This is a genomic window from Synechococcus sp. O70.1, assembly GCF_047462215.1.
GTDB lineage: Bacteria > Cyanobacteriota > Cyanobacteriia > Thermostichales > Thermostichaceae > Thermostichus.
The window spans coordinates 1-14,411 of sequence record NZ_JANSIT010000010.1 but is presented as its reverse complement, the minus strand read 5'-3'; the positions used below and the strand labels follow the sequence as shown (position 1 = coordinate 14,411).

At 61.5% G+C, this 14,411-nt stretch carries 17 protein-coding genes and 1 pseudogene; 9 read left to right on the top strand and 9 right to left on the bottom strand.

Translation table 11 applies throughout. The features are described 5' to 3' along the window. Nucleotides 1–39 precede the first annotated feature (39 nt). The 6 genes and pseudogenes from NW833_RS07340 (at nucleotide 40) to pdxA (ending at nucleotide 4,286) form a co-directional block, all read left to right on the top strand. Nucleotides 40–594 carry a hypothetical protein gene (locus tag NW833_RS07340; protein ID WP_414412036.1) on the top strand — a complete coding sequence of 185 codons (555 nt, stop codon included), beginning with the start codon at nucleotides 40–42 and terminating at the stop codon, nucleotides 592–594. Nucleotides 595–597: 3 nt separating this feature from the next. Further along, nucleotides 598–1,035, top strand: coding sequence for an SRPBCC family protein (locus NW833_RS07335; RefSeq protein ID WP_414396317.1), 438 nt, complete (start codon nucleotides 598–600; stop codon nucleotides 1,033–1,035). 37 nt (nucleotides 1,036–1,072) lie between these two features. After that, nucleotides 1,073–1,654, top strand: coding sequence for a peroxiredoxin family protein (locus NW833_RS07330; RefSeq protein WP_414406106.1), 582 nt, complete (start codon nucleotides 1,073–1,075; stop codon nucleotides 1,652–1,654). Nucleotides 1,655–1,695: 41 nt separating this feature from the next. Beyond that, nucleotides 1,696–2,348, top strand: a pseudogene (locus NW833_RS07325) (AarF/UbiB family protein); the annotation flags it as partial. Nucleotides 2,349–2,603: 255 nt separating this feature from the next. Next, nucleotides 2,604–2,759 (top strand): hypothetical protein, encoded by a 156-nt coding sequence (locus NW833_RS07320; RefSeq protein WP_414412035.1) that lies wholly within the window; start codon nucleotides 2,604–2,606, stop codon nucleotides 2,757–2,759. A 474-nt stretch (nucleotides 2,760–3,233) separates the two neighbouring features. Then, a complete protein-coding gene (gene pdxA, locus NW833_RS07315; protein ID WP_414412034.1) occupies nucleotides 3,234–4,286 on the top strand; it encodes a 4-hydroxythreonine-4-phosphate dehydrogenase PdxA in 1,053 nt (350 codons plus the stop codon). Here the strand turns inward: pdxA and rpiA are convergent. The 8 genes from rpiA to NW833_RS07275 form a co-directional block, all read right to left on the bottom strand. Continuing rightward, on the bottom strand, nucleotides 4,243–4,935 hold the full coding sequence (rpiA, locus tag NW833_RS07310; protein WP_414396308.1) for a ribose-5-phosphate isomerase RpiA: 693 nt from the start codon (nucleotides 4,933–4,935) through the stop codon (nucleotides 4,243–4,245). The genes pdxA and rpiA overlap by 44 nt on opposite strands. Before the next feature lie 30 nt (nucleotides 4,936–4,965). After that, nucleotides 4,966–6,285, bottom strand: coding sequence for a 30S ribosomal protein S12 methylthiotransferase RimO (rimO, locus tag NW833_RS07305; RefSeq protein ID WP_414412073.1), 1,320 nt, complete (start codon nucleotides 6,283–6,285; stop codon nucleotides 4,966–4,968). A gap of 229 nt (nucleotides 6,286–6,514) precedes the next feature. After that, nucleotides 6,515–7,330, bottom strand: a complete 816-nt coding sequence (cbiQ, locus tag NW833_RS07300) for a cobalt ECF transporter T component CbiQ (protein ID WP_414412033.1) — start codon at nucleotides 7,328–7,330, stop codon at nucleotides 6,515–6,517. Beyond that, nucleotides 7,317–7,961, bottom strand: coding sequence for a cobalt transporter CbiM (gene cbiM, locus NW833_RS07295; RefSeq protein ID WP_414412032.1), 645 nt, complete (start codon nucleotides 7,959–7,961; stop codon nucleotides 7,317–7,319). Before cbiM ends, cbiQ begins: the two co-directional genes overlap by 14 nt. 2 nt (nucleotides 7,962–7,963) lie before the next feature. Next, nucleotides 7,964–8,497, bottom strand: a complete 534-nt coding sequence (locus NW833_RS07290) for a carboxypeptidase-like regulatory domain-containing protein (protein WP_414412031.1) — start codon at nucleotides 8,495–8,497, stop codon at nucleotides 7,964–7,966. A gap of 59 nt (nucleotides 8,498–8,556) precedes the next feature. After that, a complete protein-coding gene (locus NW833_RS07285; protein WP_414412030.1) occupies nucleotides 8,557–8,682 on the bottom strand; it encodes a hypothetical protein in 126 nt (41 codons plus the stop codon). 261 nt (nucleotides 8,683–8,943) lie between these two features. Next, nucleotides 8,944–9,747 (bottom strand): SH3 domain-containing protein, encoded by an 804-nt coding sequence (locus NW833_RS07280; protein WP_414412029.1) that lies wholly within the window; start codon nucleotides 9,745–9,747, stop codon nucleotides 8,944–8,946. Between the two features lie 146 nt (nucleotides 9,748–9,893). Beyond that, nucleotides 9,894–10,265, bottom strand: coding sequence for a hypothetical protein (locus NW833_RS07275; RefSeq protein WP_414396293.1), 372 nt, complete (start codon nucleotides 10,263–10,265; stop codon nucleotides 9,894–9,896). A 267-nt stretch (nucleotides 10,266–10,532) separates the two neighbouring features. Between NW833_RS07275 and NW833_RS07270 the strand changes: the two genes are divergently transcribed. Beyond that, nucleotides 10,533–11,249 (top strand): response regulator transcription factor, encoded by a 717-nt coding sequence (locus NW833_RS07270; protein WP_414412028.1) that lies wholly within the window; start codon nucleotides 10,533–10,535, stop codon nucleotides 11,247–11,249. 35 nt (nucleotides 11,250–11,284) lie between these two features. On the opposite strand, the gene NW833_RS07265 is transcribed toward NW833_RS07270, so the two are convergent. Continuing rightward, nucleotides 11,285–12,163 carry an ABC transporter ATP-binding protein gene (locus tag NW833_RS07265; RefSeq protein WP_414412027.1) on the bottom strand — a complete coding sequence of 293 codons (879 nt, stop codon included), beginning with the start codon at nucleotides 12,161–12,163 and terminating at the stop codon, nucleotides 11,285–11,287. Between the two features lie 218 nt (nucleotides 12,164–12,381). On the opposite strand from NW833_RS07265, the gene NW833_RS07260 reads away from it, so the two are divergent. Continuing rightward, nucleotides 12,382–12,660, top strand: a complete 279-nt coding sequence (locus NW833_RS07260) for a hypothetical protein (RefSeq protein WP_414412026.1) — start codon at nucleotides 12,382–12,384, stop codon at nucleotides 12,658–12,660. Between the two features lie 39 nt (nucleotides 12,661–12,699). Beyond that, complete coding sequence (locus NW833_RS07255) at nucleotides 12,700–14,274, top strand: TM0106 family RecB-like putative nuclease (protein ID WP_414412025.1); 1,575 nt, start codon at nucleotides 12,700–12,702, stop codon at nucleotides 14,272–14,274. Nucleotides 14,275–14,411 lie beyond the last annotated feature (137 nt).

The window sequence follows — 14,411 nt, the reverse complement described above, 5'->3', positions numbered from 1 at the left end:
GATCCGCTATAACCCACCTGAGGGATCCCTGGCTGACCGATGAGAGGACACTTTTGCCCAGCCCAGGTGCAACTTCTAGCTTGGCTGGCGCCGGTGTTGCTGACCGCCTGTCGACTCCTGCCGTCTACAGAACCTCCTGCCGCTGCCCAGCCGGATCCAGTGCTGCGCCACATCGGTGAAGATGGCACCCACTTTGAGGCTTCTGTGGGCGATACCCGCGCCCTTCCTCCCCACTTCCCGCAGCAGTTGCGCCTGCCCAACGCCACCGTCGTCTCTTCCGGGCAGATTTGGGATCAGGAGGGGGGATTGGCTTCCTTGATCCTGGAGACCTCTCAGCCTCTGGAGGAGATTGCCGCCTACTACCGCCGCACCCTCTGGGGCCGGGGCTGGGATCTCCTCTCCGATGTTGAGCAGGCCAACGGCATCCGCACGCTGGTGTTCGAGTCTCCCGCCCGCCCCGACAGACCACTCCAGCAGGCAGTCATCCAGCTGGGATCCCCTCGCCGCGGGCCGGATCAGGTGGAGTACCGCGATATCTTGATTTTGCTGAGTACCATTGCCCCTGTTGGCGAAGCGCCGCCTGCTGCTCCTTAGAGCATGCCCGTCTATACCCAAGCAATTGAAATTGCCGCTGGCGTGGCCCAGGTGGAGCGCTGCCTAGTCGACCCCGAGCTGATGCGGCGCTGGCTTAACCCCCTTTTGGGATGTGAAGCCCTGGGATCCCCCACGGGACAATTGGGTAGCCGCTACCGCTTTTTCCTACGCCTGCCTCTAGTCTCCCCCAGCTTGGACTGCGTGATTGTCGAGCGCGCCGAGGGCCTGGTGGAGTGGCAGTTCGAGGGTTTTTTTCAGGGCACTGACCGCTGGGAGTGCCACCCCCAAGCGTCGGGGACGCTCTTGGTCAACCGCTTTGAGTTTTGCATCCCCAACCCCTGGGTAGCGGCAGGGTTTCATCTCGTGGCAGCAGAGCTGACCCGGCACGACATGCGGGCGCAACTGCGGCGGCTAAAGGCAGTGGCCGAGGCTTTGGGTTAGGCTGGTGGCAGGGAGTAAAGAAACGTAAAAAACTGCTATGACCAGCAACAGCGGCTTGTTCAACCGTCGCTTCTTCGAAAACTTCATCCCCCAGCCAGCCAACAACTCTCTGCAGATTGGCGAGCTGGCCCCCGACTTTGAGCTGCCTAACGTGCAAGGGGATCCCGTGCGCCTGTCAGACTACCGCGGCCACAAGCCGGTGGTTCTGGCCTTTACCCGCATCTTTACGGAAAAGCTCTTCTGCCCCTTCTGCTACCCCCACATCCAGGAGCTGAAGGCCCGCTACGAAGAGATCCGGGCGCTGGGAGCAGAGCTGCTGATGGTTACCAGCACCGACCCGGTGCAAAGCCAACAGATCCAAGCCGACCTGCAACTGCCCTATCCGCTGTTGGTGGATCCAGAGTGCAAAACTTTTCGGCTCTACGGCGTTGGCCAAGCCCTAGGGGCGCCCCTGCCGGGCCAGTTTGTTGTCGATCGCGAGGGGAGGCTGCGCTATAAGCATCTCTTCTCCTTTGCCGAGCCCAACGCCAGCACCGACGAAGTGCTGCGGGTCTTGCAGGAGGGGCTGACCAGCGGCTGGGACGGGACTCGTCGCGTGGCTCCTGTGCCCTTTTTCTAAGCTGCTGTTTCTAGGCAAGCCTGGAAGAGGGTGGAAAAGGGGTGGTCTTTGCGCGGCTGGCCCGGAACAGCGCCCGGCAAGCGGAGGCCCTGGAAGTAGTCCTGCGCCATGCCTGGGACTACATGCGGCGCTTGCTCTCCTTGGGCAAGGCGGAAGAGCCGCAACTGCCGCCGCCTCTGGTGCTGCGCAACATCCTAGTGGATTTGGGGCCGGTTTACGTGAAGCTAGGCCAGTTGCTGAGCACCCGCCTCGATCTGCTGCCGCGGGAGTACATCGAGCCCTCAGCAGCCTGCAGAGCAATGTGCCCCCCGTGCCCTGGAACGCGGTGGAGATCCTGCTGCGCCAGCCGCTGGAGCGGGTCTTCAGCAGCCTTGACACGGAAGCGGTGGCAGCGGGATCCATCGCCCAAGTCCATCGCGCCCGCCTCGTGAGCGGCGAAGCAGTGGCCCTCAAGATCCAGCGGCAGCATTGCCGAGCTGGTGGCGCAAACAGAGTTTGGCCGGCTGACCGACGTGGTGCCTTGGCCAACGAATTTTGCCGAGCCATCCGGTTGGGCTCTGGTCGCGTTGCTCTCTTGAACTGTGGCATGGTCGGGCGGCTGGATCCCTGCACACAGCAGATTGTGCTGGAGCTGATTTTGGCCATCGTCAGCTTGGATGCCCAGCGCTGTGCCGAGCTGACTCTGGAACTGGCCCTGCCGGAAAGTCCCAGGGGCAGCTTGCGGGCCCTGATGGCAGACGTATTTCGGCAGCAGTTCTGGGGAAAGCTCCCCTACCTTCGTTGCTGCGCAGGGCCCTGGATCTGAAAAACCTCTCCCTGCAATCTCCGCGGCAATTGGAAGTGCTGCTTAGCCGCATCACACTTCGGAAACCCAACGCTGGAACCTGACGGTGCAGGATCTGGAAGGCCTGCGCAGCAGCCTGGATCAGTCAGCCAACTGCCTCTCCTCGTGGTTGGATCCCTGATTATCGGTGCCGCCATCCTCTTGGCGCAAACCCACCGCTTTCAGGTCTTCTGGCTGAGCGAGCTGCTTTTTAGCGCCGCCAGCCTGTTGGGCCTGTGGCTTATCCTGAGCATCCTCCGCTCCGGTCGCCTGCGCGGCTAACCCCCAGACCTACGTATCCCTGTGCTTGGGATGTTTGCAAAACAACGGTATCAACGCCTTTGCGAGCGCCTCCAAAAATCCCGCAAAGGCCCATTTTTTTCGTTACCCGCTCGATGCCTTGCGCTACAAGGCTTTCAGGCTCTCACCGCCCCTCTCCAAGGCCACTTTTTGCCCTTTTGACCGACCCCCTCGCAAATGGGTCTTGTACCCCTTGCCCTGCTTGGCTTCAATCGAGGAGCAGTCCTAGTGCTGGCTCTGCTGGCTAGGGGCTCTGCCCCGAAAGCTAGGGCTGTTCTCCCTTCGGGGGGATTCCTAGAAATTGGAAACTACTCGATAATGATCCGGTCGGCCATTTGGCCGCCTCGCGTTCTCCCTTCGGGAGGATCCCTAGAAGTTGTACCGGCAAAGCGCGGGGCTTGGCTGTAGCTCCCCCTTCGGGCGGATGAAAATTGGAAAGGAATCGGAAACGTCCCTGTGAGCTTGGTGCTGCCAAAGCTCGCCCTGACGTTGGGAGATCCAGCGGGGATTGGGCCGGAGATTGTGCTCAAGGCGCTGGCGGATCCCCAGGTGCAGGCCTGCGCCCAGATAACGGTGGTGGGCGAGCGGCAGGTTTTGCAGGCTACCTACCGTCTCTTGAAGGCAAAAGGGGTGGCAGATCCCTTAGCTGACCCGGCAGGGATCCCCGTCCTAGAGTGCGGCAGCGGCTTCCACCTAGAGTTCTCTCGTGTGGGCCGGGGGGATGCCCAGAGCGGAGCGGCCAGCTTTGTCTACCTGAAAACGGCTGTTGAAGGGGCGCTGCAAGGCCAGTTCCAGGGGATCGTGACCGCCCCCATTGCCAAATACCTCTGGCACCAAGCGGGCTACCCCTTCCCCGGCCAAACAGAGGTACTGGCCCAGCTCAGCGGGCGCGAGCACTACGGCATGCTGTTTGTGGCCCGTTCTCCCCACAGCGGCTGGCAGATGCGGGTTCTACTGGCCACCACCCACATCCCCTTGAGCCAGGTGCCCCTCACCCTCACCCCAGAGCTGGTGCGTAGGAAGTTGGACTTGCTGGCGGGATCCCTGCGCGAGCTCTTTGGGATTGGCGATCCCGTAATTGCCGTGGCTGGCCTCAACCCCCATGCCGGCGAACGGGGGCAACTGGGTTCAGAAGAACAGGAGTGGCTGGCGGAGCTGCTAGGTACCTATCCCCACGCCAGAATCTGGGGGCCGCTCCCCCCCGATACGATGTGGCTAGCTCCCGCCCAAGCCTGGTATGGTCAAGGGTCTCCCGCCGTGGCCGATGCCTACCTGGCCCTCTACCACGACCAAGGCCTGATCCCGGTGAAGCTGCTGGCGTTTGACCGAGCCGTCAACCTAACCCTGCGGCTGCCCTTTATTCGCACCTCCCCCGACCACGGCACTGCCTTTGACATAGCTGGACAGGGGGTGGCCCGCGCCGAGAGCCTCAAGCAGGCAATCCTGCTGGCAGCCGAACTAGCCCCTACGGCCGCCGCAGCGTCTCGATCCCTCCAGGGCCAGCAATAATGGCCTCGGTGGCCATGCCGATAAACAGGCCGTGCTCCACTACCCCCACCGTTGCTTTGAGTTGCTCAGCTAGCTTGGCTGGATCGGCAATGGGGCCAAACTGGCAGTCGAGGATGTAGTGCTGCTCGTCGGTGAGGTAGGGATCCCCGTCGGCCGTGCGCCGCAGCACCGCCTGGCAGCCCAGGGCTTCCACCCGCGCCAGGGTAGTCTTCCAGCCAAAGCGCACCACCTCCACCGGCACTGGGAAGCGCGTGCCTAGCTGCGCCACCTTCTTGGAGGCGTCGGCAATGATGATTAGCTCGGCGGCGCTGGCCTCCACCAGTTTCTCCCGCAGCAGGGCTCCCCCTGCCCCCTTGATGAGATTGAGGGATCCCACCTCAATTTCATCAGCTCCATCGATGGCCAGATCCAAGCGGGGCTGCTCTTCCAGCGTGGCCAGCGGGATCCCTAGAGAGCGGGCCTGTTCTGCCGTGCGCTCGGAAGTGGGCACCCCGATGAACTGCAGCCCCTCCTTTCGCATGCGCTGGGCTAGGGCGCTCACTGCAAAGGCGGCTGTGGAGCCCGTCCCCAGGCCCACCACCATGCCTGACTGTACCCGCTGGGCTGCTGCCTGGGCTGCCGCCTGTTTCAGCTCCTCAGAACTAGTCATCCTATTCCCGCTGGAGTCCAACTTGCTATTCTACCGCCCACTCCAGCTAAAGCCCTGCGGCGCCTCCACCACCTGGCCGAAGAGATCGTAGGGCTCGGCCCGCGTAATCTGGACCGGCACCAGGGATCCCAGAGATCCCGGCCCGCGCACATACACCACCCCGTCCACCTCAGGGGCAAAGCGGGGGGAGCGGCCAATCCACTCGCCCGTGCGGGGGTTTTCCTGCTCCAGGAGCACAGGCACCACCTGCCCCACCTGCTCGCGGTTGCGGCGGAAGGCGATCTCCTGCTGCAGCTGCATCAGGCGGGCGCGGCGCTCTTTTTTGACGCGCTCAGGCACTTGGTGAGGAAGGTGGTAGGCAGGCGTGCCTTCTTCGGGAGAAAAGGTAAACACCCCCACATGGTCAAATTGGTGGCGCTGCACAAAGTCCAACAGATGCTGGAAGTGCTCCTCTGTCTCGCCAGGAAAGCCGACGATGAAGCTGGTGCGCAGCACGGCCTTGGGTAGGGCCTGACGCAGCCGCTCGATCAACCGGTCGTTGACCTGGTCCTGCCAGGGGCGGTTCATGGCCTTGAGGATCTCGGGGTGGCTGTGCTGCAGCGGCAGATCCAGATAGAGCAAGAAATTGGGGGTCTCCTGAATGGCCTCTACCACTGCCGGAGTAATGCCCGTAGGGTAGGCATAGAGCATGCGGACCCAGGGAATAGGGATCTTGCCCAGAGCACGGATGAGCTCAGCCAGCCGCGGCTCCCCGTAGAGGTCGATCCCGTAGTTGGTGGTGATCTGGGAAATGAGAATCAGCTCCTGCACCCCTTCTGCAGCCAGTTGTTCGGCCTCCCGCAAGATGGACTCGATGGGGCGAGAGCGTTGCTTGCCCCGCAGGTGGGGGATGATGCAGAAAGAGCAGCGATAGTCACACCCCTCTGCCACCCGCAGGTAGGCCACTGGCGCGTGGGTAGTGCGATAGCGGGGGACAGTCTCATCAGCAATGTAGTCCAAGCTGGAGGTGACGGCATTAACCCGCTCTCCCCGCTCCACCCGCTCCATAACTTGGACGATTTGGTGGTAGTCGCCCGTGCCCACAATGGCCACCGCCTCTGGGATCTCCCGCAGCAGCTCCTCCTGGAAGTGCTGCGCCAAGCAGCCAGCGATGATGAGCTTCTTGCCCTGCACTGCCAGCTCCATCAAGGTGCTGACCGACTCCCGCCGCGCCGCTTCGATGAAGCTGCAGGTGTTGACGATGACGTAGTCGGCGCTTTCTTCATCCCCCTCCACCCGGTAGCCCGCCTGGGCCAGCAGGCCCATCATGTGTTCCGTGTCCACGCGGTTTTTCTCACAGCCCAGATGCACAACGGCAACAGCCGGCGCTTCCTTTGGGGAGGCGGCAGGGCTGCGAGAGGGCGTAGGCAGAGCGGTTTCCAACCGGTTCATAGCCACAGGAGAGGCCGAGAGAATGGCAACAATAGACAACAAATGAATTGGGAAAATTGAGGCCTTCCTATTCTAGTTCTAGTTGGGTTTCGCTTCTAAAGGCGGGGAGGAGGACTGTCCACCTTGTCTAACTCCCCTGCCAACCAGCTCAATCGGGATAACCCCCAAATTGAACCCACACCAAGCCGAGAGCCACAGCCACCGCCAGCCCAGTGGCCGCCCAGCTCCAGGGATCTCCTGCCCTCTCTTCTGGGAGCAGAAGCGCTCTTCCATAGCCCCGTAGGCGCAGCGCCTGATAGACGCGCTCGGAGCGCTCGTAGCTGCGCACCAGGAGAGTGCCCACCGCCGCAGCCAGGAAGGGCAGGTCTTGTCGCAAGGCCGGGCCCGGACGCCACAGGGATCCCCGCGGTCGCCAGCCCCTCAGCCGAGCTGCCCGCTGCATCCGCTGCCACTGGGTAGCCACCTCCTGCAAATAGCGCTGGGTTAGCCAAGCCAGTTCCAGGAGTAGGTCGGGGATCCCCAAAGCCCGCAGGGCTGCCAACAGGGCCGGCAGAGGGGTGGTCTCCCCCAGCAGCATTGCCAGGGCCAACAGCGCCAGGCTGCGCCCGCCAAGGCAAAGGGCCCTCTCCAGCCCCTCCCAGCGCAAAGCCAAGGAGCCCCACTGCCAGAGGAAGGTCTCCCCAACGGCAAAAGGCAAGAAGAGGACGAAGGCTATCAACAAAACTCCTGGGGCGGCCAGCCGTCTTAGCCCTCGGCGCAGGGGCAAGCCGGAGAGCGCCCAAAGAAGAGCCACCAACACCCAAACTAGGGGTAGCAAGGCCAAGCGCTGCACCTGGGCAAAAGCCGCCATCAATGCCAGTAGGCCAACCACCTTGGGCAGAGGCCGCCAGCGGTGGAGCCAAGGGGAGGAAAAACTCCTGGAGGCGAGAGGCGGGCAGGGCAGATTAGCCTTAGAGCTTTTCATCCTCCCCCAAAAGCTGCGGCTGTACCCGCTGCAAGAACAGCACCACCCAACGGGTAAACAGCCCCTCCACCCCTGCCAGCGGCAGATGAGCTGCCATCAAGCCGGCCAGGGCCAAGCGCTCTGCGGACGTGGAAGGGATCCCCTCGCTGTACAGCGCCGCCAGCACCACGCCGTAAAATAGCAGCGCTGCCAGCACCACCCCTGCAGCTCCTGCCCAAAAGGCAGCCCAGCCCGTTCCCAGCCGCCGCCGGCTGGCTTGAAAGATCCCTCCTGCCAGAAGCGCCGGGATCCCCAAGATGGCGGCGTTGATCCCCAGGGTGGTCAGCCCTCCATGCCCGAAAGCCACGGCCTGAAAGAACAGGCCCACCAGGATGGCCGGGTAGGCCAAGACCCCCAAGAGCACGCCCATTAGGCCATTGAGCAGCAGGTGCAGGCTGGCTGGAGGAAAGGGCAGGTGAATGGAGGAGGCGACAAAAAAAGCCGCTGTCAGCAGCGCTGCCTTGGGGAGCGGGCGGCGGGGATCCCTTTCCAGCCGCTGCAGGCGGCCCAGGCTGTAGCCGGTGATCAAGGCGGTGAGGCCATAGCCTCCCAACCACAGGGGCGCTGGCAAAAGGCCCTCACTGATGTGCATGGCTAGTCCTGCTTTAGAGTAGCAGCGCCGACTTCGGAGCTTGGCCGTTCTCCACCCACAGAGGCGGCAGGGGGGGGCCGCAAGAAAAACAGCGCTGTGCCTAAGCAGCCCCAGATAACGCAGGCAGCCATGACCCCCCGCTGCAGAGGCCCAAAGCCAGGAGAGGGGGGGCTGGGGATCCCTAGCCCCTCTCCAACCGGCACCTTCACCACTACGCCGTGCCCCGCCTGGCGAATGTGCACCTGCCACAGGCCCTTGAGCTCCGGATCCGGCTGCAGCCAAAACCGGCCCTGGGCGTCCGTCTGCCCCTCCTGCCAAGGAGTGCTGGGATTGCTAGGTGCAAACACCGTTACCTGCGCCGAACGCATCGGCTCGCCCGAATCGTAGCGGGCCTGGATCTCGAACGTGGGAACTGCTCGCCAAGAGGCCTCCACCCCGTGTCCCCAAGCCGGGGCAGCCAGAAGCAAGCCAAAAGCCAGCCAGCTCAATTGCCAGCAAGGGTGGAAAGGGGCGCGACTTGGCCAGACTGGGTTCATCGCTAAGCAAAGGATAGAGGACAACAAAAGCCAACGGGACTTGAGGGCAAAGACCTACGTCAAGAACCCTGTCCTGCCGAGGCAATCAGGCGAACCCCAGCGCTGCCTTTGAGGCCGTCCTTGAAGGGCAGCCTGTCATTCCCAAACAGGTGGTCGAAGTGGAAGGCGGCTTCCCAGTCCGCCACCTGGCCTCCCGGACAAGACCCTTGTGCTCTTCTCCCACCTACTCGCCACAGACGAGGGCCAGCTCAGGACTGAACTTGAGCACACATGGGATCCCCTCCGCCTCCCTTTTTGCTGTTCAGGCTCTACCCTTGATCCAGAGAGAGTAGCCCTTCGACGGACCCTCCAGCGCCGGCATTTGTCGCTTGGCCCAGGCAGTCCTGCTCTACCGAACCACAGATTTCTTCACCCTTACAATCCCCTGCTGGGGCATCCCCCAGAAACTACTCCTGCGCCAAGTTTCCGGCCCGCACCCAACCTTCCTGCCCGTTCTGCCGCCGGATGCGCTGCCAGCGGCCATCAGCGCTGTATTCCAGCACTTCCACCACCTCGTTCATGGGCACACCACCGATGTAAGCCCCTTCCCGGTCAGGAGTGGCCCGCAGGGCCAAGCCCCTCGGCTCAATTACCCGTCCCCGTTCCCCTGGAGCAAGGCTGGTTTCTAGCGGTGGCCGAATTGGCGAGGGGGTAGAGTTAGGCGTAGATTCAACCCTAGAAGTTGCAGAAAGTGGAGCCGAGGCAACTGCTGCTCCTTCCGCGGGGCCCAGGTTGCCAGCGCGTACCCAGCCTTCCTGGCCGTTCAGCTCTCGCCGTACCCGTTGCCAGCGACCATCGGCGCTGTACTCCAGCACCGTCACTATTTCCCCCGCCCCAATTCCCCCTTGGTAAGCTCCCTCCACCGAGGGCTTGCTGCGGATGGCTAGACCCAGAGGCTCGATCACCCGCCCCCGGCTGCCAGGCGGAAAGGCAGTGGAATCAAGGCTGCCTACAGCCGGCGGAGACTCCCTCTGAGTAGGGCGAGCCGAGGGGGAAAAGGGCAAGCTTGTCGGTCTAGGCAAAGGCTCCACCCGCACCGCTCGAGGAAACTGCGGCACTGCAGGGGGAGCCAGCAGGGGAGCAATGAACTGCCACGCCTGCCAACCCAGAGCAGCCAAGGCCCCAACCGAGAGGCTCAGGGCCATTAGGGTGCCGAAGGGAAAACTCCCCACCGCCGGAGAAGAACGGCCTCGCACCGGGTAGTTAGCCATCCAAAACTCAGCTCCCAAAAGCTGAGAGTAAGAGCCTTGCCAACGCTTGCAAGCCCCAGAGCATCTCTAGTACTTCTAGTTTCGCCTCTGGGTGCTGGCTTGGGAAGCTATCTCCCAAGGGGCAAGCTCAGCAGCACGTTTAGCCTCTACTTGGTGAACATATTCTCCCAGTCAGTGGTGAGAATTTCGTGGCCAAAGGTCCAGCCGGCTAGGAGCAAGGGCAAGGCCAAACCCAAGAAGCCGAAGAAACTGATTACCTGAGCAATTTGCCGCTGCGCCCTTTTCCTTTTCGGGTCGGGGATGTTACTAGCAGCTACCGTGAGCTTTGAGCAAAAGGCTACCACCACCGCCCCCGCTGGCCCCAGCACCAGCGATGGCCACAGCCAATCCGCTACCTGCGCATACTCGTAGGCCCGCGTGAACGGCATGATGACGAAACAGACCAGCTCTAGCACTCCCCAGGTGAAGAGGGCCACCTGGATATCCTTGCGAAAGACGGCGTTGGGATCGTAGTACATAAGCCTCTGGGAAGAACCCCCACCATGCCACTCTAAGGCCTGGCCGGCAAGTTGTTACTCCCCTCCTTTGCAGACAGCCTAACGAGTGGTTGCCACTCATTTGCCCAGAGACAGAGGCTCGAGGAAAGCCAAACAGCCAATTCAATAAGAGTCTGAAGCAGTCTGTTGTATAAATAAAGACTACCTGGGTTTGCCGCTTTCTGCAGCCCGGATACGTCCTGCTGGCAGAGCTCTTCTGCAGCCCTGCCCCCTCCTAGTCAACCCGCTATGTTCCGCATCCTTATTGTCGACGACGATCCCAGCATTTGCACGCTGCTCAAGCGGTATTTGCAGCGCCAAGGGTACACGGTCGAGGTGGCTGCAACCGGTGCCGAGGGCCTGCAGCAGTTACGTACTTTTCAGCCGGACTTGGTGATTTTGGATTTGAACTTGCCAGATGTCAGCGGCTACAGCCTCTGCCGGCAGATGCAAAAGGAGACTGGCGTGTATGTATTGATGCTAACCAGCCGAGTGAATCCTGCCGACAAGCTGCAAGGATTTCAGCTAGGCGCAGATGACTACCTGACCAAACCCTTCACCCTACCGGAGCTACAAGCACGGGTGCAGGCTATCCTGCGCCGGGGGCGGACGAAAGCCCAGGGAGGGAGCGCCCCCGTTCTAACCTTTGCCTCCTTGGTGATTAACCCAGAAACCCGGGAAGTCACTCGCGACCAGCGCCCCATTAGCCTAACGGCTCTGGAGTTTGACTTGCTCTACACCATGGCCCGCTACCCTGGACGGGTTTGGCGACGCGCTGAGCTGATCCGAGAGGTGTGGGACTTTAACTATGAAGGAGATGAGCGAGTCGTTGATGTCCACATTGGCCAAATTCGCAAGAAGTTAAAGACTGATGCCAGTCAGCCAGAGCTAATCCGCACCGTGCGCGGCGTTGGCTACAAGTTTGAGCCACCCACTCCAAAGGAGGGAGGAGAGGAATTCAAGTAGCCATAAAAGAGAGAGAGGTTGAGAGTAAAAGCGCGCTAATCCAGACGACGGCCTGTCAAGCGCACAAAGATATCTTCTAGGTTGGCAGGGCGCACCATCAGGCCGGTTTTGTCGGATTCAGCTTCCAACTGCCGCTGGGCCTCCGCCAAGCTGGGGAAAAAGGTGTAGCTCACCTCCTGTCCAGGTCGGGAGCGCACCAGCAGAGCTTCCCCGTACTTGGCCCGCAACTGACTAGGGCTGCCCAGCTCGATCAGCTTGCCGCCGTCCATGATGCCGATGCGGTCGCATAGCTCTTCGGCCTCCTCCATGTAGTGGGTGGTAATCAGCAAGGTCATCCCCTGTCGATTCAGATCCCGCAGGATCTCCCACAACAGCCGCCGCGCTTGGGGATCCAATCCAACCGTCGGCTCGTCCAGGAACAAGATTTGGGGCCGGTGCAGCAGGGCTCTGGCCACTTGCAGGCGCCGCTTCATGCCGCCGGAGAGGGTCTTCACCTTGTCGTGCCGCCGGTCGGCCAGCTTCACGTACTCCAGCCACTCGTCAATGCGCCGCTGCCGCTCCGGGTTGGGAATGTGGTGCATGCGGCCGTGGAACTCCAGGTTTTCCCAAACCGTCAGCTCCGCCTCTAGGGTAATAGGCTGCAACACCACCCCAATCTGCCGCCGCACTGCTAAGGGATCCCGCACCACGTCGTAGCCCCCCACTTGGATGGATCCCTGGCTGGGTCGCGTGAGGCTAGTGAGCATGCGGATGGTGGTGGATTTGCCGGCGCCGTTGGGCCCCAGCAGGGCAAATACCTCCCCCTGAAAGATCCGCAGGCTCAAGTCCTGAACAGCCACCTGCTGCCCAAAGCGCTTCCACACCCCCTGCATTTCCACTGCCGCCGGCTGGGTCTGGGGCAGAGTCGGGGCCATCGAAAGAGGGGTTGCAATCAGCTCCATCTGCAGTGTAAAGAAGTCTTTCTTCCCTAGCATACGCCAGTTGGGTTGGCCTTCTCTCCTGGGCGGCTGTGATCCTCCTTACTCGGAGCTTTCACCTCGCCCTTGTAAAATAATTGACATCCAGCTGAGGAGCGGGGCTAGGCCAAAGCTCTACCCGAAGCACCAAGCTATAACCATTCAGGCGAGGCGCTATGCAGACTAGAGACCGATTTGATCAGATTGACTTCCGCCTGGATCGCCTAGTCGGCGCTGTGTTGACCCTAGTTGAAGCCGTCAGCTCTATCAAAGACGACTTGTCCCAGTTAAAAGACATCGTTCAGCAGCAGGCGCGGATGACGCAAGAGCACAGCGCGTGGCTGGAGGAGTTCAAGGCCGTCTGCCAGCAGCAAGCTGAAACCGCCCAGCGCCAGGCCGCAACGGTTGAGCGCCTCATTGCCCACTTCTTGCTAGCTCAGCAGCCCAAGGCTTAAGGCATGTCACAATGACAGCAGAGCTGAGGTCATCCGCCCTTGGAGTTCCAGGTTGCAGCAGCCCAGCAGGGTTCTGTTGACGCAGAAGATTTGCTGGCCTTTTTTCGCTGTCGTCGCCTGCCCTACTTGGATCGCTTTGGGCCTCAAGAAGCCAAGCTGCCGACGGAAAACCTGCTGGAGCAATGGCGTCGGGATCGCCAAACTCTGCAAGCTGCTGTGCTGGAGCAATTCCCGGGAGAAGAAGTTGCGCCGGGCAATGAAGCCCTTCTGGCAGCTATGGCAGCAGGGGCGGAGCGGATCTACGGCGGGCAGATTGTAGCGGAGCTGTTTTGGGAAGCTGAGGCGGAGCTTGCCAGCTCTGAAGTTGCCCTCGATCCTTCCCCTGAGACAGAGGTTGAGCTCCCTGAGGACGACTCCACTAAGGCTGTTCCAGAGTTTCGTTCCGTTTGGGTAAGCAGCTCGCTGGACCTCCTGATTCGGGATCCCGCCCTTCGCAGCCAAGGCCGGCCCGTTTACCTGCCGGTGCACATTCGCCTCGGCAAGCGCCCCAAGCCGGAGTACGAATTGTTGTTGGCTTTGCAGGCCGAGTTGCTTGGATCCCTGCAGGGGCAGGTGCCCAAGCACGGCTTTCTAATTTTGAAAGACAAGGAATGGTACCCCGTCGAGCTAGATCGACGACGTGCTCAGGTGCGCCGCCTGCTGCAAGATTACCTGCGCTCCCTTAGTCGACCCGAGCCGCCCCAGGTGTTAATGGCCCGCAGCCGCTGTCATCTCTGCCACTGGCGGAACTACTGTCGGCAGCTAAGCGCCACCACCCAGCCCCTCAGCCTGCTACCGGGTGTAACTAGATCCCGCTATCCCCTTCTGCAAAAGGCGGGGATTGACTCAATTGAAGCCTTAGCCAACGCCCCCCTGGAAACGCTGCAGGCCATTCCCCAGCTGGGAGCCCGCGTGGCCCTGCAACTACAGCTCCAAGCCCGCGCCACCCTCAGCCGCCAGCCCCTCTGGCTGCAATCCCCACCCCCAGCTCTGCCGACAGCGCCCGTGGAGCTGTACTTCGACATCGAGGCGGATCCCCGCCACAACGTTGCTTACCTGCTGGGCCTGCTCGTGGTAGAACAAGCAGAAGGGAACAAGGTTGTCAACTACTACAGCTGCCTAGCTGCAGAGCCCCAGGAGGAAGGACAGGCCTGGCAACAGTTTCTAGAGCTGGTTCAACGTTACCCTGAGGCGCCTATCTATCATTTCCATGGCTTTGAAGTACGGACTTGCCGGCAACTAGGCGAGCAGTACCAAACAAATCCCCGAGAGGTGCAGCAACTGCTGGAGCGCTTTGTGGATTTACACACCTGGGTTCGGCGGTCGGTAGTGCTGCCCGTTGAGAGCTACTCCCTAAAAAACATCGCCCGCTGGCTGGGGTTCAAGTGGCAACTACCCGAGGCCAATGGGGCTCACTCCATCTACTGGTATAGCCAGTGGCTGGAAACACGAGATCGCCGCTACTTGGAGCAGTCACTCATCTACAACGAAGACGATTGCCGAGCTACCTATCGCCTTAAAGCTTGGTTGAGTCAAAGTGCGGCTTTTGAGTCCAGTAGAGTAGAAACCGAATAGACTCTCTCCTCTACCTAACGAGACAGCAACTGCCTCCTCTCTTCCAGCAAAAACCCCAGCAGGGGGCGTGGTGGAGTCTGGCACCGAGCTATTTTTCCGGAGGGTCACCCCTCCAGTAGGTTCGCCGCTGATGCGTT

Coding starts and splice junctions, on each gene's coding strand:
- NW833_RS07280 (WP_414412029.1), bottom strand. CDS start 9,747: ATGGCTAACTACCCGGTGCGAGGCCGTTCTTCTCCGGCGGTGGGGAGT.
- NW833_RS07275 (WP_414396293.1), bottom strand. CDS start 10,265: ATGTACTACGATCCCAACGCCGTCTTTCGCAAGGATATCCAGGTGGCC.
- NW833_RS07270 (WP_414412028.1), top strand. CDS start 10,533: ATGTTCCGCATCCTTATTGTCGACGACGATCCCAGCATTTGCACGCTG.
- NW833_RS07265 (WP_414412027.1), bottom strand. CDS start 12,163: ATGGCCCCGACTCTGCCCCAGACCCAGCCGGCGGCAGTGGAAATGCAG.
- cbiM (WP_414412032.1), bottom strand. CDS start 7,961: ATGCACATCAGTGAGGGCCTTTTGCCAGCGCCCCTGTGGTTGGGAGGC.
- NW833_RS07290 (WP_414412031.1), bottom strand. CDS start 8,497: ATGAACCCAGTCTGGCCAAGTCGCGCCCCTTTCCACCCTTGCTGGCAA.
- NW833_RS07340 (WP_414412036.1), top strand. CDS start 40: ATGAGAGGACACTTTTGCCCAGCCCAGGTGCAACTTCTAGCTTGGCTG.
- NW833_RS07330 (WP_414406106.1), top strand. CDS start 1,073: ATGACCAGCAACAGCGGCTTGTTCAACCGTCGCTTCTTCGAAAACTTC.
- NW833_RS07335 (WP_414396317.1), top strand. CDS start 598: ATGCCCGTCTATACCCAAGCAATTGAAATTGCCGCTGGCGTGGCCCAG.
- NW833_RS07260 (WP_414412026.1), top strand. CDS start 12,382: ATGCAGACTAGAGACCGATTTGATCAGATTGACTTCCGCCTGGATCGC.
- cbiQ (WP_414412033.1), bottom strand. CDS start 7,330: ATGAAAAGCTCTAAGGCTAATCTGCCCTGCCCGCCTCTCGCCTCCAGG.
- rpiA (WP_414396308.1), bottom strand. CDS start 4,935: ATGACTAGTTCTGAGGAGCTGAAACAGGCGGCAGCCCAGGCAGCAGCC.